Genomic DNA, 21,694 nt, shown 5'->3' with positions numbered 1-21,694 from the left:
AGGTTTCGAAGTGGCACTCGCCCAACGGCTCTTCCGTACCAAGCCCACCGAACAGATCGTGGCCGAAGGCGGCCACGGCGAGGGCGGTGAGCTGCGCCGCACGATGACGCTGTGGCAGCTCACGCTGTTCAGCGTCGGCGCCACGCTCGGCACCGGCATCTTCGTCATTCTCGGCCAGGCCGTGCCGAAGGCGGGTCCCGCCGTCGTGCTGGCCTTCGTGCTGGCGGCGATCACGGCGCTGTTCTCCGCGCTCTCCTACGCGGAGCTGGCCGGCTCGATCCCGGTGTCCGGCTCGTCCTATTCCTACGCGTACGCGACGCTGGGCGAGCTCGTCGCCTGGATCTGCGGCTGGTGCCTCATGCTCGAGTACGCGGTGTCGGTCGCGGCGGTGTCCGTCGGCTGGGGCGAATACCTGAACTCGTTCCTGCAGGGCCTGTTCGGCTGGTCGCTGCCCGATGCGATCACCCGCTCCCCCGGCCAGGACGGCGGCGTGGTCAACGTCACCGCGATCCTCATCGTGCTGCTGGCCACCTGGCTGCTGCTGCGCGGGGCGTCGGAGAGCGCCACGGCCAACGCCGTGTTCGTGCTCATCAAGATCGCGGTGCTGATCTTCTTCTGCGTGGTGGCGTTTTCCGCGTTCAGGGCCGGGCACTTCTCGCCGTTCGCGCCCATGGGGGTCGCGGGCGTCACGGCCGCCGCCTCGCAGGTGTTCTTCTCCTACATCGGCTTCGACGCGGCCTCCACCGCCGGCGAGGAGGCCAAGAACCCCAAGCGCGACCTGCCGCTGGCCATCATCCTGTCCCTGGCCATCGTCACGATCGTCTACGTCCTGGTGGCCGTGGCCGCGATCGGCGCCATGCCGTGGACCGACTTCGACCCGGAGCGGACCGAAGCCAGCCTCTCCTACATCGTGAACCTCGCCACCGGTGCCACCTGGCCGGGCCTGATCGTCTCCTTCGGCGCGGTCGTGGCGATCGCCAGCGTCGTCCTGACCGTCATCTACGGCCAGACCCGCATCCTGTTCGCGATGTCCCGCGACGGGCTCATCCCGCACATCTTCCAGAAGGTGAACCCGCGCCACCAGGTACCGGTCGCCAACACTCTCATCGTGGCCGCGTTCATCTCGGTGCTGGCCGGGCTGGTGCCGCTGGGCCAGCTCGCCGAGGCCACGAGCATAGGGACGCTGTTCGCGTTCGCCATCGTCAACATCGGCGTGCTCGTGCTCCGCTACCGCAGCCCCGAGCTGCCGCGCAGCTTCCGCACGCCGCTCTTCCCGGCCACTCCGATCCTCGGCACGATCTTCTGCGTCATCGTGATGGCCGGTCTCGCCGGCGTCACCTGGCTCGCATTCGGCCTCTGGATGCTGGTGGGCCTGATCTGTTACTTCCTGTACGGCTTTAGCCACTCACGGTTGAACACCGAGGTGCCCAGATCAACTACCAACGGCTGAAGCCGGTGGTTTGCTCTCACGGTCCCGTCTGGGTGAAGGGAGGCCGGTAGCGTGTGGCTGGTTGACGGCAGCCCAGCCCGCTGCGCCGCGTGTGGCGATGTTGCGGGCCGCGATGTGGTCGGCGTGCCCAGCGAGGCCACACCCGGTGCAGACGAACCGGCCCCGCGCCGGCCGATTCGCCCTGGCCACCCACCCGCACTCCGGACAGCCCTGCGAGGTATACGCAGGGTCGACCAGCAGGAAGGCGACTCCGGCGCGGGCGGCTTTGTAGCGGGTGAAGGTGATCTGCTGGGCGAAGGCCCAGGTGTGCAGGGTGCGCCGCTGGAGCCGGTGAGCCCTGACCCGGCCGCGGATGCCCTGCAGATCCTCCAGGGCGATCCCACGGCCGGTGCGTTCGGCTTGACGCACCACATACTTGCTGATTTGGTGGTTGAGGTCGGTCATCATCCGGCGTTCACGCCCGGACAGGCGGCGCAGCACCCGCCGCGCCGCAGGGGTGCCCTTCTTCTGCAGCCGTCGGCGTTGGCGGTGCCGCCGCTCGCGCAGGGTGCGGACGTGCCCGTTGCCGCCGATCGGCCCGGCCAGGACGGGGCCGGGCAGCACCCCGCCGTCGCAGGTGACCGACAGGTTCGCCGCCCCTTGATCCACCCCAAGAAAGCCGTCGACCGGCTCGCGCACCGCCGGTTGGGGCAGGGTGAGGGTGAGGGTGACCTGCAGCAGCCACACCCCGCGCCGGCAGATCAGGTCGGCCTCACCGAGCGGCAGCCCATCCACAGCCTTGAGGTCTTCGGGCCGGCCGGTGTAGGACACGGCGACGCGGCCGGCGGGGGACCACAGCGACACGGTCCGGGCGTCACGGTTCCAGCTGAGCAGTCGGGCGTCATAGGGGACGGCGCCGTGCGGCCGGAAGATGTGAGCGCGTTTCTTGGTGGAGCGCCGGTTGGCGTAGGCGTCGGCAACCCGGGCGATCGCCCGCACCGCCGCCTGCGCACCCAGCCCGGCCACCTGCGCCCGCACCTCGTAGTAGGCCAGCCGATGCAACTCCACCACAGAGAACACACGATGCTGCCAGGCCAGCCGGGACACGACAGTGGCCGCCTGGTTGCACAGCAGCACCGCCGCGGCCAGCGCCTCAGCTTGGGCCGGTGTGGGCGTGAGCCGCAGTTGCACGACGGTGGGCAGGCCGTGCCGTTTGGTGGCGGAGCGGCGAATCGCCATCGCGCACCTCCTGTCACATTGCTCTCACCCACCGCACACATTACCGAACGTGACCGAGACTTTCCATACTGTTTTCGAAAGGAGGGGTGGCGCTTCCTCCCGACCCTGGCGCCACCATTCAGATGAAGCTCGAAAGCGTACTGGCCGGATTCATCCCCGAGCCGAGAGGACGTGACGCGCTGGCGCTGGCCGTACTCCTGGCCGGACAGGTCAAGGGGCAGCTGACGGTGGCGTACGTGCAGCCGCCCGTGTGGACCACGCCAGGGCCCGCGCGCGCCGACCTGACCGAGTGGCGCAAATATTTGCAGGAACAGGCGCAGGCCACGCTCGAACAGGCCCGGGCGCTGACCGGCGACAGGGCCGGCTACGTCGTCCACACCCACAAAGGCAGCGGGCGCGGGCTGGTGGAGCTGGCCCGCCGGCGCGCGGCCGATGTCGTCGTGATCGGCTCCGCGCCGGGTGGCGGCAAGGGCCGCATCGCGGTCGGCAGCACCGCCGACCAGTTGCTGCACTCTTCGTCGGTGCCGGTCCTGCTGGCCCCGCGCGGCTACGCGGACGCGCCGGCCCCGGCCTTCGAGCGGATCACCGTCGCCTACCGCCGGGGTCCCTGCGCGGACGCCGCCGTCAGGGACGCCGCCAAGACGGCGGTCACCCTGGACGTGCCGCTGCGGCTGGTCACGCTGGTGATCCGCGGTGTACGCCGCCACAAGGTCGAGGAGGACATGCTCACCCGGCTCCGCGACCAGGTGGCGGCCGACCTCTCGGAGGCGGCCAGCGGGCATCGGCCGCTTCTCCGGGCGGAGTTCGAGATCCTGGAGGGCCGCGACGTGGCAGAGGCCATGGGGCAGACGTCATGGCTGCCGGGCGAACTGCTCATCTGCGCCTCCAGCAACGCGGGGCCGTTGCGGCGGGTCTTCCTGGGGGACACGTCGCTCAAGATCGTACGCGCGGCCACGTCTCCGGTGATGATCCTAACCCGTCAAGCCTGACCCCGGCGCCACGCGCTTCGCGGCTTATCGGGCCGTCCGACGTCCCTTGTCGCGTGCCCGCCCCGCCCTGCCGCGCCCTCTTGGCCGCTCCCCGCCGACCCTCCCCAATGCCCTCTTACCACCCCTCACCTCGACCTCTACGCGATCACTGACACGGATTTCGAGGTGATTTCACCATGGATGTCACTGGGGCAAACAGTGACGAAGTAGTGTTACCAGTGGGACAAGAGGGGCTATTAAGTCGTTCCATCCCGGATCGGATTCGGCATCTTTTTTCCAATCAGCTTGACCTTAGGCGTCCACCCCTTTACCGTCACTGTGCGTAACCACACTGCGCGGCGTTATGGGGTAAACCCAGAGCCATGGCTACCGATGGTGCCGAGCCAGGCACCACACCCCCCGGTGGCACGGGCATTCGCCGCAAGGGAGCACAATCTACTGAGAGCGATACATACGAGAGCCGGGGGGCCACACGATGCCGTCTGAGTACGCAAAGTCGCTGGGTGCACGACTCCGCGCCATCCGCACCCAGCAGGGGCTGTCCCTGCATGGAGTCGAAGAGAAGTCGCGTGGCAGGTGGAAAGCCGTGGTCGTAGGTTCGTACGAGCGTGGCGACCGCGCTGTAACGGTTCAGAAGCTTGCCGAGCTTGCCGACTTCTACGGGGTGCCCGTCTCCGAGCTGCTGCCCGGCGGTGCCGCGCCCAGCCCGCTCGGCCCGACACCCAAGCTTGTGATCGACCTGGAACGCCTTGCGACGCTGCCGAAGGAGAAGGCCGGGGCACTCGCCCGTTACGCGGCCACCATCCAGAGCCAGCGTGGTGACTACAACGGGAAGGTCCTGTCGATCCGCCAGGAGGACCTGCGCTCCCTGGCCGTGATCTACGACAAGTCGCCTAGCGAACTGACGGAGGAGCTCATCAGCTGGGGCGTCCTCGACGCAGAGGCCCGCCGAGCCGTCGAGTCCTTCTGACCACTCCTGTTTTCGGGGCGCGCCATGTGATCGGCGCGCCCCGCTTTCATGCCCTCTGTCGTACGTCAGCATGAGTGGCCCCTTGTTCAGCGGCGCCGCATTCCCCTGGTGATGGCATGACGGCGGGTGTCATCCGCCATCCGCAGGGGAGACGCCGCCGGTTCGTCAGTTGCCTGCAGCCGAGGCCCGTACAACCTATTGGCGGAGACGGCACCGCTTGACGGAGACGGCACCGCGCACGTCCGGTCGCACATCCCCACCGCAGAGGCCCGCCCGCACATCCCCACCGCGCAGGCCGCCCGCACACCTCCACCGCGCAGGCCCGCCACACATAGCCGTCGGCACCTCGCACAGACACCCGGCGCAGCGCAGCCATGCACACCCCGGCGGAACGCCCGCGTTCCCGCGTTGAGCCATGCCGGGCGGATCCACCAGCAGGCCCACTCGCGGGCCTCTCTCCCTCACTGATCCCCCAACGCATGCATCCGCCCTCGCAAGGCCGGCCCGCGCAAGCTCACCGCGCAGACGCAGCCACGTAGGTCCACCGGCGCACGCCCAGCCGCCGCCCGACCGTGTTCACCCAGATCGGAAGAGGGAAGCGGATCGGGAGAGGGAAGCGATCTCCCTAGCGATATCGAACTCCAGTTCGTACAATGGACCAATGCATCTCGACACGAAAGGCCTACCAGGACTGTGGCGACCGCCCATCGTCGAACATGCCGAGTCGATGTTCCCGATCACCGGCACCGGTGAGGCGCGATACCTGCTGGCGTGGGGCGATGCGGAAGGAGAACGGTGGGGATTCCTGCTCTGGCCCCCGCAGACGGTGAACACCGACGACGGCAGCGAGCACATGGGCCAGGCCCACTGGGTGCGCTGGCAGGACATCCGCCCAGTAGCCGGCGAGGACTACAGCACCGTGCCGCTGTGCGATCCGATGTGAACGACCCCTGCCGCGCCACCTAGGACATGCGGGCAGACCTGTCCGGACATCGCGTGTCGATCACATGGGTATTCGCACGCGCGCGAGCCTGGACACGTAGGTCGGATCGGGCCGCGCAGGACAAGCAGCTAAGCGCGGCGACGAAGGCGGGACACACGGGCTCGCCTTCGCCGCCGCGTGGCCACATCTAGCGTGTCCCCGCCCAAAAGGGGCGTCCGCGTATGTCGATCGCCTGCGGATTGAGGCGCCCAGCCCCGATTCCCGGCTTAGCGGGTCACCCACGTTCAGAATCGGCCCCGCCCGCGTCAGCGCGCTCGCTTGAGGCGTCCCGCTTGTCTCCTATCGGTTTGGCGTCGGCATGTTGCGCATGCTTGGAAAGGATCGCTCCGCCTTTGCCGATTTGTCATGGTCATGCACGTTCGGGAGATTTGGCCTTGCGTGCGTCGATAGGTTCGCGAACGCTTGGAGCGTCCCGCTTGCCTTCTTGCCGACTTGGCGTGATCATGCACGTTCGGGACGTTCGCGTACATCGGTGTATTCGCGCACGCCTGGAACGGATCGCTCTGCCGGTTTGGCGTGGTCGTACTTGGTCGGAGTGTTCGGGGATCCCTCGCCCGCGTCGGCGTGTTCGCTCGTGTTGGAGTCGTCCGGCTGCCCACTCACCGCCGATGCCGGCGGCGCGAGCGGTGTGGTCAGCCGGCCAGGGGGACCTCGACCGGGAGTTGGGGTTGAGCGGGGACGCCCAGAATGTCCTGCACCACGGCGACGAAGGTGTCCGCCTCGGCCAGGAGCTCGTCCGCGTCGGCCGCGCTGACGCCACGGACCATGCCGGCCTCGGCGGCGGCGCGCTTGGCGGCGCTCACCGAGAAGTAGGCGGCCCACTCCGCGAGCCTGGGCTCCGCCTCTGGGAGCAGCTCCCACGCGCTGCGCAGGCGGCGCCTGCGGCCTTCCATGGGGCGGGGACGGGCGGCCAGGATCGCCGCCGCCGCTCGCAGAGCTGCCAGATGTGCTGCCACATATCGGGATGCCGGGGTGCGAGCGGTCGCCGCCTCCGCCAGGCAGGAACGTGAATCCGTCAGGTGTGCCCGCACTGCGGGCGACAGCCGGGGCCCCTGCGTATCGCCGAGCCGTTGTGCCATCTTGCGCGCCTCCTTGGAGTCGTGGCGGCTCCCGGCGTCTCCGCCGGTGGAGTCAACGTTCGCAGACCCCACCGACAATTCCGCCGGGCTGGCTGGACGAGGAGCTTCCCCACTCCCCGTCCAGCCAGGACGCGCCCACTCGTCTCCGCCGACGACGAGGACACGCCCTTCGCCCTGGAGCCTGATCGCGGGTCTCGCTTGGGGGAAGCGAACGGCCCGCGACCAGGTCCTACGACGTGAGCCGCGAGCCTCACGCCACTAGGTCGAACATAATTTCGATCACGCTCGGTGTCAACCTGTTCTACGAACACAGATTCGATCAACCTGGAGGACGAAAGAGCCTATGCCCTTCGACGTGCGAATCCGCCCTGGGAGAGGCCTCCGCCCTGGGTCGGGGCCGCCTGGGGGTGGGGGTCCGCTCTGGAGGGGTCCGCCTGGGTCGGGGCTACCGGGGGTCCGCTCTGGAGGGGCCGCCTGGGGGTGGGGGTCCGCTCGGGAGGGGCCCGCCCTGGAGGGAAACCGCCGCGCGTGGGGAAACCGCCGCGCGTTGGGGAAACCGCCGCGCGTTGGGGAAACCGCCGTGTCGGGGCGCGCCGCCGAGAGGCCGCAAGGGGCCGAAGGCGGGCAGAAGGGCCGCAGGGACCGAGGGCGCGAGGGCGTGGAAGAGACGGGCTCGGGGCGCGCCGCCGAAGGGCCACAAGGGCCGAGAGTGTGAGCCTCTGGAGCTACGGCCCGAGAAGCCCGGGCGGGGCGTGAGGCTCTGGAGCTACGGCCCGAGAGCCCAGGGGGTGTGTGCCAGGGCAGGAGAGGCCGTGGAGTGTGGCGTGAAGCGTCAGGGAGCCGCGTCGACGGCGGTGTGTCCCGGCCTGGCCGGATCGTAAGGCAATGCGTCCGGTCAGAACGTAGGACAAAAGAGAGCCCGCCGTCGGCGCGGTAATAGCCGGCAAATCGTGAAAAACGCGTGGAATCAGACCACCGAGATGGCCCCGGACGGGCACAGTGTCACGGCGCGGCGGACGGCGTCCTCCAGCTCGGCCGGTGGGGTGGAGTCAAGGACCACCACCGTCCCCTCGTCCTCGCTCTGGTCGAATATCGCCGGCACCGTCAGCGCGCACATGCCCGCACCGATGCACACCGTCGTGTCTGCCTTGATCTCCATCATTGACCTACCAGGTGACAGGGAGGCGGTGCACTCCATAGATGCTCATGTCCGAGCGCATCGGCACCTCCTCCGGTGATACAGCCAAGCGTAGGCCGGGGAAGCGCCGCAGCAGCGCGGGGTAGCCGATGCGCATCTCGGCCCGGGCCAGTTGCTGGCCGAGGCACTGGTGGATGCCGTGGCCGAACGTCAGGTGGCCGGTGGCGGGCCTGGCGAGGTCGAGGTGTTCGCCGTCCGGGAAGCGGGACGGGTCGCGGTTGATCACCGGCAGGTGGAGCATGACCGATTCGCCGGCCTTGATGACCTGGCCCTCGATCTCGACGTCGGTCAGTGCGCTCCTGATCGGGCCGAGGTGGATGATCGTGAGGTAGCGCAGCAGTTCCTCGACGCCGTTCTCGACCGCGGACGGGTCGTCGCGCATGACGGCGAGCTGGGCGGGGTTGGTGAGCAGCGCGTAGGTGCCGAGGCCGAGCATGTTGGCGGTGGTCTCGTGGCCTGCCACCAGCAGCAGGAACGCGACGCCGGTGAGCTCCTCGTCGTTCAGCTCGCCGCTCTCGACGAGGCCGCTGAGCAGGTCGTCCGTCGGCTTGGCGCGCTTGCGCTGGATCAGCCCGTAGAGGTACGCGGAGATCCGGGTCATCGCGCCGATGGCGTCCTCGGCCTTGACCTCCAGGTTGACGAGCACCTTGGTGTCTTCCTGGAACTGCGCCCGATCCTCGTACGGCACGCCGAGCAGCTCGCAGATCACCAGCGACGGGATGGGCAGCGCGAACTCCTGCACCAGGTCCACCGGCTTGCCCGCGGACTCCATGGCGTCGAGGCAGGCCTCGGCGATCTCGGCGATCCTCGGCTCCAGCTCCTTCATCCGGCGCACGGTGAACTGGCCGGTGAGGAGTTTGCGGTAGCGGGTGTGCTCGGGCGCGTCCATCCGCAGGAAGAACCCGGGCGGAACGCGGAAGCCCCCCTCCTGGGCGAGCGCCATCCGGGCCGGGATCGGCGGGTGCATGCGCTCGGGGCGGTTGCTGAAGCGCGCGTCGGCGAGCACGGCGCGCGCGGCGGAGTAGCCGGTCACGAGCCAGCCGAGGTGCCCGTCAGCGTAGGTCATGCGGTGGAGCGCTGCTTTTGGCCGTAGCTCGGCGATTTCGTCGGGCGGATCGAAGGGGCGTTGGCGGGTGGTGGTGAGAGTCAGATCAGACATGCTGCGGTTCCCTTTCTCATCGTCAACCTCTCCAGAAAACCTCATCCGTTGCAAAATTTCAATGGATGCAACAAACGGAGATTGACGGTAAAGTTCGCGACATGGTGGGACTGCGGGAGCGTAAGAAACAGCGCACGCGCCGGGCGCTGATCGAGGCCGCGCTCCGGCTGTTCGACGAGAAGGGCTTCGAGGAGACCACGCTGGCCGAGATCGCGGCCGAGGCCGAGGTGTCGACGCGGACGTTCTTCAGCTACTTCGCCAGCAAGGAGGACGTGCTGTTCTACGACGGCGAGTCGCGCATGGCGCTGGCCATGGAGCTGATCGCGTCCAGGATGCCCGGCGAGCACCTGGCGGACCTGCTGCTGCGGCTCGTACGGGCGAGCGTGGACCTGGCCTCCGGCGAAGACAGCATCTCCGTCGAGGAGGTGCCCCTGCGGATGCGGCTCGTGATGACCGTCCCCTCGTTGCAGGCGCGGGCGCTGCACCTGCTGTTCGACAGCCAGCTCCGGCTGGCGCGGGCGCTGGAGGACGCCTTCCCCGACGAGCTCGACCACGTGGACGCGGCGGCGGCCGTGGGCGCGCTGATCGGCGCCACCAAGCTCGCGGTCATCTCCAGCATCAACCGAGGCGGATCGCTGGAGCAGGCGCAGAAGGCGGCCATGCGCGCCGCCCAGCTCACCCTGCGCGGCCTGTCGTCAATCGGATGAGCCAGGACCGACCGCGCGCAGGCGGATCAGCGTGCTGGCGTAGTCACCCGCGGGCAGGTCCGGCAGCAGGCCCGGCGCCATGAGCAGGGCCCCGTGGTGCAGCGCCCCGGTGTCCTCGTCGCGGTAGCGGCCGAGCGGGTCGAGCCCGGCCAGGCGGAGCGGCACGAGCGGCGTTCCGTGCGCGACGGGCCCCCGCCAGACGAGGACGACCACCCGGTCGCCATGGGTGTACTGCACGCCGTACTCGAGCCTGTCCTGTCGCCCGAGCTGGACGACGGGCCTGATCTCCTTGTAGCGGCCGACCAGCGCGGCGGCCTCGGCCAGCTCGGCGGGGGTCCACTTCAGCAGGTCGCCGCCGAGGCCCAGCGCGCCGGCCATCGCGACGTGGAAGCGGAAGCTCAGCGGGGTGACCCGGCGGGTGAGGGGGTTCGGGCTGTCGGTGACCCAGGCGGCCATCACGCGGGCCGGGTAGATCTGGCTGAAGCCGTGCTGGATGGCGATGCGATCGTGGGCGTCGGTGTTGTCGGAGGTCCACACCTGGTCGGTACGGGCGAGGATGCCCAGGTCGGTACGGCCGCCGCCACCCGCGCACGCCTCGATGCGCAGGTGCGGATGGTCGGCGCGGAGCCGGTCCATGATCGAGTAGACGGCTCTGACGTGGTCGATCCAGAGCCGGTCCTGGTCGGCGGCGCCGGGCTGGCCCGCCTCGGTGAAGGCCCGGTTGAAGTCCCACTTCAGGAAGTCGACGCCGTGCTCGCCGACCAGCCGGTGGAGCCACTTGTGCGCCCAGTCCGCGACGTCGGGCCGGGCGAAGTTGAGGACGAGCTGGTTGCGCAGCAGCGTGCGCGGGCGGCCGGGCATGTGCAGCACCCAGTCCGGGTGCGCTCGGTAGAGGTCGCTGTCGGGGTTGACCATCTCGGGTTCGACCCACAGGCCGAACCGCATGCCCAGGCCGTGCACCTCGTCGATGAGCGGAGCCAGCCCGTTGGGGAAGCGGTCCGGGTTCGGCCACCAGTCGCCCAGTCCGGCGCTGTCGCCGGTGCGCCCGCCGAACCAGGCGTCGTCCATGACGAACAGCTCCACACCGGCACGGGCCGCGAGCACGGCGAGCTCCTTCTGGTTCGACTCTGCCACGTCGAACCCGACGGCCTCCCAGGCGTTGTAGACCACCGGGCGCAGCTCGTCCGGCTCGGGCAGCACGTTCTGGGTGACGTGGTCGTGCCAGCGGCGGCTGGCCCCGCCGAACCCGTCAGGGGCGTAGACACCGGCGAACACCGGCGTGACCCACTCCTCCCCCGGCTCCAGCCGCCAGGTGAGGCCCTCGTGGCCGAACCCGCCCGTCCACCCCGTACTCCCCGAGGGGGTGCGGGTGACCGTGACGCGCCAGCTACCGCTCCAGGCGAGCGCGCAGCTCCACACCTCGCCGTGCCGCTCACCGGCGTCGCCGCCGTCGACGGCGAGCCAGGGGTTGGCGTGGTGGCTGGTCACCCCGCGCCTGCTGGTCAGCGTCGTCTCGCCCACGGTGAGGTCGGTACGGCGCAGCTGATGCTCGGCGCTCCACCCGCCGGTGGCGTGGCTGAGCCGGTAGCCGGACAGCGACGGAACGCTCCACGCGGCGGAGTCGCAACGCGGGATCGTCACGGGCACCTCGGACCGCAGCCCGATCCACCGTTCCAGGACGTCGCCGCGCACCCGGTAGTGCAGGTCCACCTCGAACGGCTGGACGGCGTCCCGGAAGCGGACCGTCAGGTGTCCCCCGTCGATCGTGTGACCGAGATGGCGCCAGTCGACGCCCCGGGCACCGTCGGGGAAGGCGATCTGCAGCGACGGAGTGCCGAAGCGGGCACCCGCCTCGGTGCCGAGCTCCTCAGCCGGTCCCGCGCCGTCGAAACTGCTCGCGCGGGGCGCTGCCGGCCGGGGCAGCGAGGCGGCCTGCTCCTGGGTCAGAACGGGCCCCCAGTGCAGGTGGACGGGCGTATCCTCGGCGTCGAGGCCGAAGACGTAGCTGGTGGTGGAGGTACGCAGCAGGTACGTACGGCTGGCGGCGTCGAAGGTCACCGAAGGCATGTCCGGAGCCTAGATCGACGTGCCCTTCGAATCAATTCTTAACGAAGTTAATTAGTGTTACGATGCCCATCATGCCTGCACCGCTCACCACTCCCGCGGCGGCCACCGTGTTCACCATGGTGCTGACGCAGGGGCCGGTCTCCCGGGTCGAGATCGCCAGGCGGACGGGGCTGTCGTCCGCCGCAGTCACCAAGGCGGCCCGCCCGTTCATCGAGGCGGGCTATCTGGAAGAGCTGGAGGCCACCGACCGGCCGGGCCCCGGCGCGGGCCGCCCGGCCAGCCCGTTGGCCATCAAGCCGGACCGGGAGTTCTTCGCCGGCGTGAAGATCACCGACGACGAGCTCATCGGCGTCGTCACCGACCTGCGCGCCCAGGTGCTCGTCGGCGCGCATCGCCCGCTGACGGCGACCTCGCCCGAGGGCGTGGTGGCCACACTGGCCGATCTCGTGGCCGAGCTGCTCGCCGCCGACCCGGCGTACCGGCAGCGCTGTCACGCGCTGGGCCTGGCCGTGTCGGGCGACGTCGACAAGGCGCACGGCATGGTGCGCTACTCCCCCTTCCTCGGCTGGCGGCAGGTGCCGCTGGCCAAACTGGCCGCCGCGGCGACGGGCCTGCGGGTCACGGTCGAGAACGACGTCAAGTCCCTCACCGTCGCCGAGCAGTGGTTCGGCGAGGGCATCGGCGCGTCGTCGTTCGCCCTGGTCACGGTGGGGGTGGGGATCGGCTGCGGACTGGTGGTGAACGACCGGATCGTCGCCGGTTCGCACGGCGTCGCCGGAGAGATCGGGCACATCCCGGTCGGCGGCGAGGCGCCCGAGTGCCACTGCGGAGGGCGCGGCTGCGTCGAGGCGATCGCCGGGACCGCGCCCATCGTGACCGCGGTCCGCGAGGCCCTCGGTGACGCGGAGCTGACCATCGACGCGGCCATCGACGCCGCGCACGCGGGCGACGTGGCGGCGCGCGAGGTGTTCGCCAGGGCCGGGCACGCGATCGGGCTGGCCATGGCCGCCATGGCGAACCTGATCGGGCCCGAGCGCATCATCGTGACCGGCGACGTGCAGGGGCTGGCGGCCTACGACCTGTTCGAGGAGCAGATCAGCCGGTCGTTCGCGAGCCAGGCGTTCGGGGCGGCGGCGGACTGCCGGATCTTCCTGCGCCCCCGGCCGTTCGAGCAGTGGGCGCGCGGCGCGGCCTCGGTCGCCATCCAGACCTTCTTCACCCTCCAGGAGCGCTGATGACCACGGCGACCGGGATCTGGCAGCCGCACGACCGGGCTCCGGCGGAGACCCGCGAGGTACGCATCGTCGCGGGCGGGACGGAGCTGACGGCGACGGCCGCGGCCGAGCTCGCCTGGACCGTGACCGAGGATGCCGAGGGCGTCCACGAGGTGCGGATCACGCCGGACCGGCCCGCGGCCGTCCGCGTGGCGTGGCGGGTGCCGTGCGTGGCCGCGACCGCGTTCTGGGCGCCCGACGGCGGCGAGCACCGAGGGCTGCCGCCGTTCTGGCGCAAGCCACGGGTGGCCGCCCTGGAGAAGAACGCTCCCGTGGGGTGCCTGGTGGGCGCCGGGGACGTGTCGCTGTGCACGTACGCCGTCGGCGAGGTGATCCGGCCGGTCCACCTCCGCACCGGGGTGGTGGAGGAGACCGGCGACTTCGGCTTCTGGGCCGAGCACGACGCCGAGCCCGGGACCGGCCTGGTGCTGCGGCTGGATCTCACCGGACGGCACTTCGCCCGCACGCTCGCGGACGTGGCCGCGTGGTGGCGGGGCTCGGTGGCGGACGTTCCCGAGGTGGCGCGGATGCCCGCCTACTCGACCTGGTACGCCATGCAGCAGCACGTCGACGCCGCCGGCGTCGAACGGCAGGCCGCTCCGGCGGCCGAGCTGGGCTGCGAGGCGATCATCGTGGACGACGGCTGGCACAGCGACGACCGCGGGCGCGGCTACGGCCACGTCGGCGAGTGGGAGCCGTCCGCCACGTCTTTTCCCGATATTTCTGGACACGTGGCGGCGGTCAAGCAGGCGGGGCTCGCCTACCTGCTCTGGTACGCGCTGCCGTTCGTCGGCCGCCACACCGCGCTCTGGGACCGCGTACAGCCGTACTCGCTGGCCTACAAGGAGCACATGAACGCGGTCATCGTCGACCCGCGCTACCCGTACATCCGCGAGCTCCTCGCCGGCCACCTGACCCGGGCGGTCCGGGAGTGGGGCATGGACGGCCTGAAGATCGATTTCATCGACCAGTTCGCCGTGGAGGACCCGCCCGAGCCGGGGCCCGAGGCCGACTGCGCGACGGTCAACGAGGGCGTGCGGCGGCTGCTGGCCCTGTTACCCACGGACTGCCTGGTGGAGCTCCGCCAGCCGTACGTGAGCCCGGGGCTGTGGCCGTACGCGACGATGGTCCGCGCCTCGGACTGCCCGCTCAGCCCCGCGCACAACCGCCAGCGCACCGTGGACCTGCGCCTGATCGCCGGGCCGCTGGCCGTGCACGCCGACATGCTGATGTGGCACCTCGAGGAGACTCCCGAGCGGGTGGCGGCGCAGCTGGTCAACGTGCTGTTCGCGGTGCCGCAGATCTCGGTGGACCTCACCACGCAGACGCCGGCGCAGCTGGAGGTGCTGCGGTTCTGGCTGGGCTTCGTCAAGGAGCACGCCGAGGTGCTGCAGCGCGGCGCGTTCGAGCCGGCCCGGCCCGACCTGGTCTACCCGCAGGTGACGGCCCGCTCGGCGGACACGGTGATCACGGCCCGCTACGCACCGCTGCCGGTGGCGGTCCCGGAGGCGGGCACGTTGTGGCTGGCCAACGCCGACGACTCGGCCGACGTGCTGCTCCAGGCGGGCCACTCCGGTACGGCCCGCGCCAGGGTCCAGACCTGCCGGGGCCGTACGGTGAACGACACGACGCTGGAGCTGTCGCCCGGCACACACCTGATCACGGTGCCCACGGGCGGGCTGCTCCGGCTGGACCTGGGCTCAGAAGCCGCCCCGTAGCCGGTCGAGGAACTGCGCCTCGTACAGCGAGGGCGGGAGGAGCCCCTGCTGTCCGGTGCCTTCGATGTACCCGGCGGGCTGCTGGAAGGGGCCGTCTCCGGTGACCGTGCCCAGGCAGCCGATCGCGTAGTTCTGGGCGGTCGGGGGCTTCTGGACGATGAGCCTGCTGGTCGACACGTCGCACCGCCAGGCCACCGAGTGCGCCGCCGACCAGCCGTGCGAGGTGCCGTAGCGGCCCCGGTTGTACAGGCCCAGCGTGTAGTCGTAGTGCGGGTCGATGTCGCGGTGACCGTCGTACAGCAGGCCCTGGGACCAGCGGCGGTGGCCTTCGCTGGAGTTGAGCGCGTACTCGGCCGTCCCGCGCAGGAACACCACGCCCGACACCGTGCTGTGCCCGTTGGAGACGAAGGCGTGCCGCGACTTGTAGGCGTAGCAGTCACGGAAGAGCACCTGCTGCGAGTACACGTAGGTGTTGAAGTTGTAGCGCCTGCTGCCGGTGACGATGCTGACCGGGTCGATGGCGCGGCAGTTCTCGACGGTGGCGCGCGTGGTCTCCTGCGTGGCCACCCCGGACTGGGTGAAGTGCAGCATCGTGCAGTCGCGCACCCACGAGTCCTCGGTACGCAGCAGCACGATCGCGTTGTAGGCGTGGTCCTCGTCCTGCTCGGGATCGCCGTGGTACTCGATGTCCACGCGCAACCGCTCCACGCCTGCCTGGGTGACGAGTCCGGCCCGGTCCCACTTGTAGACCGACGACTGGGACAGCGCCCGGTTCAGGTGGTTGTACACGGGCACGTCGATCTTCAGCCTGTTGCCGGAGATCTCGCGGATGTAGCGGTTGTAGATGATCGGGTGCTCGCCCACCTGCCACGCCGGGCCCACGTCGTGGCCGCCGTAGTCGATGGCCTTGAGCCACTCCTCCGAGCACGGGTGGTGGATCACGATGTTGTCGCCGGGCCGCAGCGACCCGGCGTTCGCCACCTCGAACTCGCGCGCGCCCACCTGCACGAAGTCCGTGGTGATGTCGGTACGGGTGCCCGGCACCTCCCCCTTCCAGCCGCCCGCCGCGGTGCCGCCGACCACGATGACGTCGCGGTCCTTGGGGTTGTTGCCGGTGGCCTTGATGATCGTGTTGCCCGCCGGGTCCTCGCCGTCACCGACGCCCCGCAGGACCATGCCGTCGGCGCGTACGTACAGGGTGCCGGCGACCGGGTAGAGGCCGGGCAGCAGGAGCAGCGCGCCGCGCCGCTCGCGGGGCAGCGCCGCGATCTCGTCGAGGGCGGCCTGGACGTGCGCGGTGTTGTCGCCCTCGACCGGCCGGATGGCCTTGACCACCCGCGCGTACGGGATCGGCCGCTCGCCGTTGCGGTATCCGGCATGGCTGAAGTCGGGGATGCGGTTGCCTTCGGCATCCTGCGCGTAGGCCAGCCGCCCGCGTCTGTCGTACGAGACGAGCTTGGACTGCCAGAGCGTGGTGGCGCTCGCGGGCGTGGCACCGGCGGCCGCGGCGATCGCCAGCGTGCCTCCGGCCACGAGTAATCCGCGTCTGCTGAGATCGTGTGCCATGGCCTCTCCTCAGGGGGTACGGCCCGCACCCGAGCAGGGCGCGGGCCGTTCGTACGGGCTCAGCTGATGACGATCTTGTCGAGCTCGGGACCCCTGGCCGTGAGGCTGAAGAACCGGATCGTGTTGACCCCGGCCACCAGGTCCACCGGAACGGTCGTGGTCGTCACCGTGTCCTTGGTCCCGGTCATCGGCACCTGGATCGAGTCGGCCCCGTTGACGCTGACCGCGAACGTCTGCGCGCCGTCCACCAGCGCGTGCACGGTCATCCGCCGGGTGCCGGTGGTCTCCGACAGCACGCCCTTGACCACGGCGTAGTCGTAGACGTTGCCGCCGATGAGGATCACCTTCCGGCCGCCCGAGCAGACCGCGCAGTAGGCGGGCTCGGCCGCGCCCTCCCAGACGTTGCCCACCCGCTCGGCCTCATAGGCACCCGGGCTCCGGTCCGGCGCCGGCAGCTTGACCGGCGGCGTCGCCGGGCCGAGCTGCCACGCCTTGAGGTCCTTGACCAGCAGGTACGTCTCCTGCAGCCCGGCGCTCTTGATGCTGCGGTAGATGCCCCACTTGGGGCGGTTGTACTGCTCCTGGGTCCACCACAGGTCGATGTGCTCGATCTTCTGGTCGGCGATCGTCCGGCTGCCGTCCGCCAGCGTCCAGCGCATGTAGCCGTCGTCGCTCGACTTGAACTCCAGCGTGGTGGTGACCCACTTGTTCTGGATCGGCTCCAGGTCGGCGGTGGCGAAGTCGTGCGAGGCGTTGTCCGGGAGCGTCCAGTAGCGGGCCGCGATCTTCTGGACTCCCCCGATGACCGGCAGCGAGATCTGCGCGATCGGGGTGCCGACGTCGGAGTTCTTCAACTGCCAGATATGGGTGAAGGAGGTGGTCGCGTCGAGGGTGTCCGGGATGTACATGCGGTAGCTGATCCGCCAGGTCTCGTCCTTGCGGATCTCCAGCGGGGCGCCGTCGTGGTCGCGCATGCCGCGTACCTCGTTGCGCATGCGGTCCGAGCCGTCGCGGTCCTCCAGGTGGGCGGTGAACTTCCAGGCGTCCCTGTCCGTGGAGACGTGCGGCTGGCCCTCGGGGTGGGAGCCGCGCCGGTCGTCCTCCAGCGCCTCGAACGCCTTGACACCGTCCTTCCTGACGCTCGGATCCCATCGGAGCTCCCAGCGCGGCCGACCCGACGGGGACGGGGTAGGCGCGGCGGTGGCGGGGGTGGCGGTCGCGATCAGCGCGAGTGTGGCGAGCGCGCCCGCCAGTCGAGTGAGCTTCACGGGCCCTCCGCCGCGTCGGTCTCGGCCGCGGCGGCCGTCTGCTGCTCGGCTCGCAGGTTCCTGATCAGCAGGTACGTGTTCTGCAGACCGGAGCTGTTGATGCTGCGGTAGATGCCCCACTTGGGCCGGAGGTAGTCGGTGTCGGCGCGCCAGAGATCGGTGTTGTCGAGGCGTTTGTCGACCAGCGTCGTCGAACCGTCCTTGAGCGTCCAGCGCAGGTAACCGGTGTCCGAGGCCTTGAACTCGAAGGTGGTGTCGAGCCACTTGCCCTGGATCGGGGTCAGGTTCGTGTTGCCGACCTCGTGCGTCTGCTCGTCCTCGTCCCAGTAGCGGACATTGATCTTCGGCGTGCCGCCCGAGATGGGCAGCGACATCGTGTAGAGGGGCGCGCCGGAGCCGGGCACCTTCATCTGCGCGATGTGGGTGAAGGAGCTGGTCGCGTCGAGCGAGGCCGGGATGTACAGCTGGTAGGAGATGCGCCAGACCTGGTTCTTGAGGATCTTGATGTACGCGCTGCCGCTCGTACGCATGCCCTTGACCTCGTTGCGCTGCCGGTCGTCGCCGTCGCGGTCCTGGGTGTGCATGTCGAAGCGGTAGGCGTCGCCGGAGACGTAGATGTGGGTGACGCCGGAGTGGGAGTCGGAGCGGTCGTCCTCGATGCCCTCGAAGGCCTGCGCGACCGTCTGATTGGCCGGGCTCGGGTTCCAGCGCTGTGTCCAGACGGCCGCCGTGGCCGAGGCGGGCGAGGTGGGTAACGCGATGAGGGTGAGGGCGGCGAGGGTGCCGCTCAGGCGCTTGATCATGAGGTCTGTCTCCTCAGATGGAGGGTGAACCCGCCGTTGGGGGATACGGCGAGGTCGAGCTTGCCCCCGGCGGAGATGGTCGCCGTCTCGGCGAGGATGCCGTCATCGGGGGCGTCCCGGTAGATCTCGGCCGCCCACTCCCCCGCGTCCAGGAAGTCGAGCGGCACGGTGAGCGTGCGGGCCTCGCCCGACACGCCCGCACCGACGTACCATTCGTCGCCGCTCCTCCTGGCCAGCAGGATGTGGTCGGCGGGGTCGCCGGAGAGCAGCCGCGTGTCGTCCCATGCGGTGGGGACGCCGGAGAGCAGCCGCAACGCCTCGGGCCTGGCCCGGTAGGACTCGATGCTGTCGGCGAAGTGCTGGACGCCCGATTCGAAGATCACCGACAGCGCGAGCTCGAATCCGGCGGAGATGGTGCGGACCGCGGTGAACGTGCACGGGGTGAAGTCCATCGGGCCCTGCACGTTGCGGGTGAACGCGAGCGACAGGTAGTGCGCGGGCGGATAGAGCGGCAGCTTGCCGGGCTTCGGCTTGATCCACTCGGCGCCCTTGACCGCCTCCGCGGTCATGAACTGCGGCCAGGTCCGCTCGGTGCCGCGCGGGATCGTGCCGCCGTGGAAGACGACCATGAGCTTCAGCCGGGCGGTGGCGGCCAGGATGGAGTCGAACCAGCGCATCCGGTCCTGGCCGTCGGACTCGGTGAAGTCGATCTTGACGCCGACGGCGCCCCATTCCTTCCAGAGCGCGAGCTTCTCGCGGTGTTCCAGCTCGGTGTCGACGTGCTGCCAGTGCGACCAGAGCCAGACGCCGACGTTCCTGGCCGCGGCGTAGGCGATCAGCTCGGGCATCCACTCCTTGTTCCATCCGGCGTCGGCCAGCACGTACGGCCAGCCGTGCTCGGCGGCGAAGTCGACCCAGCGCTTCTGCGCCTCCAGGTCACGTGTGGACGGCCCGTCGGACCACCACGACCAGGCCGCGGCGCCGGGCCGGATCCATGAGGTGTCGGCCACCGCCGAAGGCGCGGCCAGGCTGGTCACCAGGTCGCTGGCCACGATCGTGTCCAGCTCGCCGATGATCATCGTGCGCCACGGCGTGACGAGCGGGCTGGCCGCCGTCACGTACGGGTCGGGCAGGTCGAGCCGGAAGGCGTGGCCGTCGAAGCGGAGCCGGGTTCCGGCGTAGCCGCTGTCCAGGTTCGACTCGGTGACGAACAGCCAGGTCTCGCCGATCTGGAAGAGCGACGGGTAGCCGTACAGGATGGGCTCGGCGTCGGCGACCTGACCGTGCCGGTGGATCTCCTCGTAGTCGCAGCGCCCGTTCTCGTACGGCAGGAGCACCGCCCGAGCCTCCCCCGGCACCACATACTCCGAAATTTCGTCAATTACGGTCACTGGGCCGGTCCACGGAACCACGTACCGATATGCCACGCCGTGGCCGCCGATCCGCACCTCCAGGTCGAGCCGGTGCGCGCCCTTGGTGAACGACAGCGTCCACTCCCTGGCCGTGTACCGGTGCTCGCGCCGCTTGCCGGTCACCGTGTCATAGGTCTCCGTCACCTGCCTGGACGACAGCCCGTCGAAGGCCAGGCCCGTGCTCAGGTCCTCGTGCGCGGCCCGCAGGCCCAGCCTGGAGGGCCGCACCACCACGCGACCGCCGCGCCGCACCTCCAGGGTCGGCTCGCCGTCGGCCGAGAGCGCGACCGCGACTTCCAGGTCTTCATCACTGAGCGTCCACTTCGGCACAGGGCCCTCCAGAACAGAGATAGGAGGACTCATCGGCAACCCGCTCGGGTGCGCCGGCTCGGACGAGCGGCGCGCGCCGGCCCCGCTGAGCTCCTCACAACGTGCCTGAGCCTAGGTTGCAAGCGCTTGCAATTCAATTCTTGACGAAGTTAATTACCAGGTCTACGGTACGGCCATGCCTCACGCATCGGATGCCGACGGATCAACACATCGGATCTCTCCTGCCCGGCTGGCCGAGTTCAGGGAGCAACGCTTCGGCTTGTTCATCCACTGGGGCCTGTACGCGCTCGCCGCTCGCCACGAGTGGGTCAAGCAGCGCGAGGGGCTCACGGACGAGCAGTACCAGCCCTACTTCGAGCACTTCGATCCCGATCTGTTCGACCCGGACGCCTGGGCCGAGGCCGCCGCCGGAGCGGGGATGCGGTACATGGTGCTCACGACCAAGCACCACGACGGCTTCTGCCTGTGGGACTCCGCGCTCACCGACTACTCGGTGGCGGGCACGCCGCACGGCAAGGACCTGGTCGGCCCGATAGTCGAGGCCTTCCGCGGCCGAGGGCTCGGCGTGGGTTTCTACCACTCGCTGCTCGATTGGCATCACCCTGACTTTCCCATTGACGGACTGCATCCCGCATGGCGTGAAGGTCTGACCAATAATGACCGAGACATCACGAAATATCAGGCCTATCTGCATGGGCAGGTCGAGGAGCTGCTGACGCGCTACGGCCGCATCGACACCATGTGGTTTGACTTCTCCTACACCAACCGGCGGCGCAACGGGAAGCTCACACCGGGCGCGAAGGGCGCGGCCGACTGGCGCTCGGAAGAACTGGCCGCGCTGGTCAGGAGGCTCCAACCGGACATCATGATCAACAATCGGCTGGAGATCCCCGGCGACTTCACCACTCCGGAGCAGTTCCAGCCCGCCGCGGCCCCCGCCGAGGTGTGGGAGGCGTGCCAGACGCTCAACGGAAGCTGGGGCTACGACCGCGACAACCTGGACTACAAGTCGGTCGACCTGCTCGTGCGCATGCTGGTCGACAGCGTCTCCAAGAACGGCAACCTGCTGCTCAACGTCGGCCCCGACGGGCGCGGCGCGTTCGACCCCCGGGCACTGGAGACGCTGCGGGGCATCGGGGACTGGATGCGGCTGCACGGCCGCTCCATCTACGGCGCGGGCCCGAGCACCTTCGAGGCGCCGCCGGACTGCCGTTACACGCAGCGTGGCGACCGGCTCTACGTGCACCTGCTCGCCTGGCCGTACCGGCATCTGCACCTGCCGGGGCTGGCGGGCAAGGTCCGCTACGCGCAGCTGCTCAACGACGCCTCGGAGATCCGCAGGCTGGTCCCCGACCCGGCCGTCGACAGCGGCAACTCCCAACTGGGGACGCTGCCGCCTGAGACCCTCACCCTCCAACTCCCGGTCCAGCGCCCGGACGTGGCCGTGCCGGTGATCGAGCTCTTCCTGTGAAAGGCCCACCCC

The 21,694-nt window shown here is 69.7% G+C and carries 17 protein-coding genes; 8 read left to right on the top strand and 9 right to left on the bottom strand.

Annotated features, from left to right (window positions below; genetic code table 11):
* Positions 1 to 10 precede the first annotated feature (10 nt).
* Positions 11 to 1,450 (top strand): amino acid permease, encoded by a 1,440-nt coding sequence (locus tag AB0B91_RS13120; RefSeq protein ID WP_358318505.1) that lies wholly within the window; start codon positions 11 to 13, stop codon positions 1,448 to 1,450.
* On the opposite strand, the gene AB0B91_RS13115 is transcribed toward AB0B91_RS13120, so the two are convergent.
* Positions 1,433 to 2,668: a transposase gene (locus AB0B91_RS13115; protein ID WP_358318504.1), complete on the bottom strand. Its 1,236-nt coding sequence runs from the start codon at positions 2,666 to 2,668 to the stop codon at positions 1,433 to 1,435. The genes AB0B91_RS13120 and AB0B91_RS13115 overlap by 18 nt on opposite strands.
* Before the next feature lie 122 nt (positions 2,669 to 2,790).
* Between AB0B91_RS13115 and AB0B91_RS13110 the strand changes: the two genes are divergently transcribed.
* The 3 genes from AB0B91_RS13110 (at position 2,791) to AB0B91_RS13100 (ending at position 5,570) form a co-directional block, all read left to right on the top strand.
* The gene (locus tag AB0B91_RS13110) at positions 2,791 to 3,657 is read left to right on the top strand and encodes a universal stress protein (protein ID WP_358318503.1); all 867 of its coding nucleotides are present in this window, start codon (positions 2,791 to 2,793) and stop codon (positions 3,655 to 3,657) included.
* Between the two features lie 475 nt (positions 3,658 to 4,132).
* A complete protein-coding gene (locus AB0B91_RS13105; RefSeq protein ID WP_026214021.1) occupies positions 4,133 to 4,627 on the top strand; it encodes a transcriptional regulator in 495 nt (164 codons plus the stop codon).
* A gap of 661 nt (positions 4,628 to 5,288) precedes the next feature.
* Positions 5,289 to 5,570 carry a hypothetical protein gene (locus AB0B91_RS13100; protein WP_358318502.1) on the top strand — a complete coding sequence of 94 codons (282 nt, stop codon included), beginning with the start codon at positions 5,289 to 5,291 and terminating at the stop codon, positions 5,568 to 5,570.
* A 692-nt stretch (positions 5,571 to 6,262) separates the two neighbouring features.
* On the opposite strand, the gene AB0B91_RS13095 is transcribed toward AB0B91_RS13100, so the two are convergent.
* The 3 genes from AB0B91_RS13095 to AB0B91_RS13085 form a co-directional block, all read right to left on the bottom strand.
* Positions 6,263 to 6,709, bottom strand: a complete 447-nt coding sequence (locus AB0B91_RS13095; protein WP_214637724.1) for an SAV_6107 family HEPN domain-containing protein — start codon at positions 6,707 to 6,709, stop codon at positions 6,263 to 6,265.
* Between the two features lie 967 nt (positions 6,710 to 7,676).
* Positions 7,677 to 7,868 carry a ferredoxin gene (locus AB0B91_RS13090; protein ID WP_214638051.1) on the bottom strand — a complete coding sequence of 64 codons (192 nt, stop codon included), beginning with the start codon at positions 7,866 to 7,868 and terminating at the stop codon, positions 7,677 to 7,679.
* A 7-nt stretch (positions 7,869 to 7,875) separates the two neighbouring features.
* The gene (locus AB0B91_RS13085; RefSeq protein ID WP_358318501.1) at positions 7,876 to 9,066 is read right to left on the bottom strand and encodes a cytochrome P450; all 1,191 of its coding nucleotides are present in this window, start codon (positions 9,064 to 9,066) and stop codon (positions 7,876 to 7,878) included.
* 101 nt (positions 9,067 to 9,167) lie between these two features.
* On the opposite strand from AB0B91_RS13085, the gene AB0B91_RS13080 reads away from it, so the two are divergent.
* On the top strand, positions 9,168 to 9,773 hold the full coding sequence (locus tag AB0B91_RS13080; protein WP_358318500.1) for a helix-turn-helix domain-containing protein: 606 nt from the start codon (positions 9,168 to 9,170) through the stop codon (positions 9,771 to 9,773).
* Here the strand turns inward: AB0B91_RS13080 and AB0B91_RS13075 are convergent.
* Complete coding sequence (locus AB0B91_RS13075; RefSeq protein ID WP_358318499.1) at positions 9,762 to 11,840, bottom strand: alpha-galactosidase; 2,079 nt, start codon at positions 11,838 to 11,840, stop codon at positions 9,762 to 9,764. The two genes, AB0B91_RS13080 and AB0B91_RS13075, sit on opposite strands and share 12 nt — an antisense overlap.
* Before the next feature lie 71 nt (positions 11,841 to 11,911).
* Between AB0B91_RS13075 and AB0B91_RS13070 the strand changes: the two genes are divergently transcribed.
* On the top strand, positions 11,912 to 13,075 hold the full coding sequence (locus tag AB0B91_RS13070; RefSeq protein ID WP_358318498.1) for an ROK family transcriptional regulator: 1,164 nt from the start codon (positions 11,912 to 11,914) through the stop codon (positions 13,073 to 13,075).
* Complete coding sequence (locus tag AB0B91_RS13065; RefSeq protein WP_358318497.1) at positions 13,075 to 14,832, top strand: glycoside hydrolase family 36 protein; 1,758 nt, start codon at positions 13,075 to 13,077, stop codon at positions 14,830 to 14,832. The genes AB0B91_RS13070 and AB0B91_RS13065 overlap by 1 nt, the downstream gene beginning before the upstream one ends.
* Here the strand turns inward: AB0B91_RS13065 and AB0B91_RS13060 are convergent.
* From AB0B91_RS13060 to AB0B91_RS13045, 4 genes are read right to left on the bottom strand one after another with little or no spacing between them, the layout of a single operon-like run.
* Positions 14,815 to 16,398: a hypothetical protein gene (locus AB0B91_RS13060; protein WP_358318496.1), complete on the bottom strand. Its 1,584-nt coding sequence runs from the start codon at positions 16,396 to 16,398 to the stop codon at positions 14,815 to 14,817. The genes AB0B91_RS13065 and AB0B91_RS13060 overlap by 18 nt on opposite strands.
* Positions 16,399 to 16,457: 59 nt before the next feature.
* Entirely contained in the window at positions 16,458 to 17,666 is a 1,209-nt protein-coding gene (locus AB0B91_RS13055) for a hypothetical protein (RefSeq protein ID WP_358318495.1), read from the bottom strand.
* A complete protein-coding gene (locus AB0B91_RS13050; RefSeq protein ID WP_358318494.1) occupies positions 17,663 to 18,469 on the bottom strand; it encodes a hypothetical protein in 807 nt (268 codons plus the stop codon). The genes AB0B91_RS13055 and AB0B91_RS13050 overlap by 4 nt, the downstream gene beginning before the upstream one ends.
* Positions 18,466 to 20,211 carry a glycoside hydrolase family 97 catalytic domain-containing protein gene (locus AB0B91_RS13045; protein WP_358318493.1) on the bottom strand — a complete coding sequence of 582 codons (1,746 nt, stop codon included), beginning with the start codon at positions 20,209 to 20,211 and terminating at the stop codon, positions 18,466 to 18,468. The genes AB0B91_RS13050 and AB0B91_RS13045 overlap by 4 nt, the downstream gene beginning before the upstream one ends.
* A 175-nt stretch (positions 20,212 to 20,386) precedes the next feature.
* Between AB0B91_RS13045 and AB0B91_RS13040 the strand changes: the two genes are divergently transcribed.
* Complete coding sequence (locus AB0B91_RS13040) at positions 20,387 to 21,682, top strand: alpha-L-fucosidase (protein WP_358318492.1); 1,296 nt, start codon at positions 20,387 to 20,389, stop codon at positions 21,680 to 21,682.
* The last annotated feature ends 12 nt before the right edge of the window (positions 21,683 to 21,694 follow it).

The sequence above is a fragment of the Nonomuraea sp. NPDC049141 genome (assembly GCF_040648415.1).
GTDB lineage: Bacteria > Actinomycetota > Actinomycetes > Streptosporangiales > Streptosporangiaceae > Nonomuraea.
The sequence above is the reverse complement of the archived record's forward strand: the minus strand, read 5'-3'. Positions and strand labels throughout refer to the sequence as shown.

Coding starts and splice junctions, on each gene's coding strand:
- AB0B91_RS13070 (WP_358318498.1), top strand. CDS start 11,912: ATGCCTGCACCGCTCACCACTCCCGCGGCGGCCACCGTGTTCACCATG.
- AB0B91_RS13105 (WP_026214021.1), top strand. CDS start 4,133: ATGCCGTCTGAGTACGCAAAGTCGCTGGGTGCACGACTCCGCGCCATC.
- AB0B91_RS13050 (WP_358318494.1), bottom strand. CDS start 18,469: ATGATCAAGCGCCTGAGCGGCACCCTCGCCGCCCTCACCCTCATCGCG.
- AB0B91_RS13065 (WP_358318497.1), top strand. CDS start 13,075: ATGACCACGGCGACCGGGATCTGGCAGCCGCACGACCGGGCTCCGGCG.
- AB0B91_RS13100 (WP_358318502.1), top strand. CDS start 5,289: ATGCATCTCGACACGAAAGGCCTACCAGGACTGTGGCGACCGCCCATC.
- AB0B91_RS13040 (WP_358318492.1), top strand. CDS start 20,387: ATGCCTCACGCATCGGATGCCGACGGATCAACACATCGGATCTCTCCT.
- AB0B91_RS13090 (WP_214638051.1), bottom strand. CDS start 7,868: ATGGAGATCAAGGCAGACACGACGGTGTGCATCGGTGCGGGCATGTGC.
- AB0B91_RS13080 (WP_358318500.1), top strand. CDS start 9,168: ATGGTGGGACTGCGGGAGCGTAAGAAACAGCGCACGCGCCGGGCGCTG.
- AB0B91_RS13085 (WP_358318501.1), bottom strand. CDS start 9,066: ATGTCTGATCTGACTCTCACCACCACCCGCCAACGCCCCTTCGATCCG.
- AB0B91_RS13115 (WP_358318504.1), bottom strand. CDS start 2,668: ATGGCGATTCGCCGCTCCGCCACCAAACGGCACGGCCTGCCCACCGTC.
- AB0B91_RS13060 (WP_358318496.1), bottom strand. CDS start 16,398: ATGGCACACGATCTCAGCAGACGCGGATTACTCGTGGCCGGAGGCACG.
- AB0B91_RS13075 (WP_358318499.1), bottom strand. CDS start 11,840: ATGCCTTCGGTGACCTTCGACGCCGCCAGCCGTACGTACCTGCTGCGT.
- AB0B91_RS13095 (WP_214637724.1), bottom strand. CDS start 6,709: ATGGCACAACGGCTCGGCGATACGCAGGGGCCCCGGCTGTCGCCCGCA.
- AB0B91_RS13110 (WP_358318503.1), top strand. CDS start 2,791: ATGAAGCTCGAAAGCGTACTGGCCGGATTCATCCCCGAGCCGAGAGGA.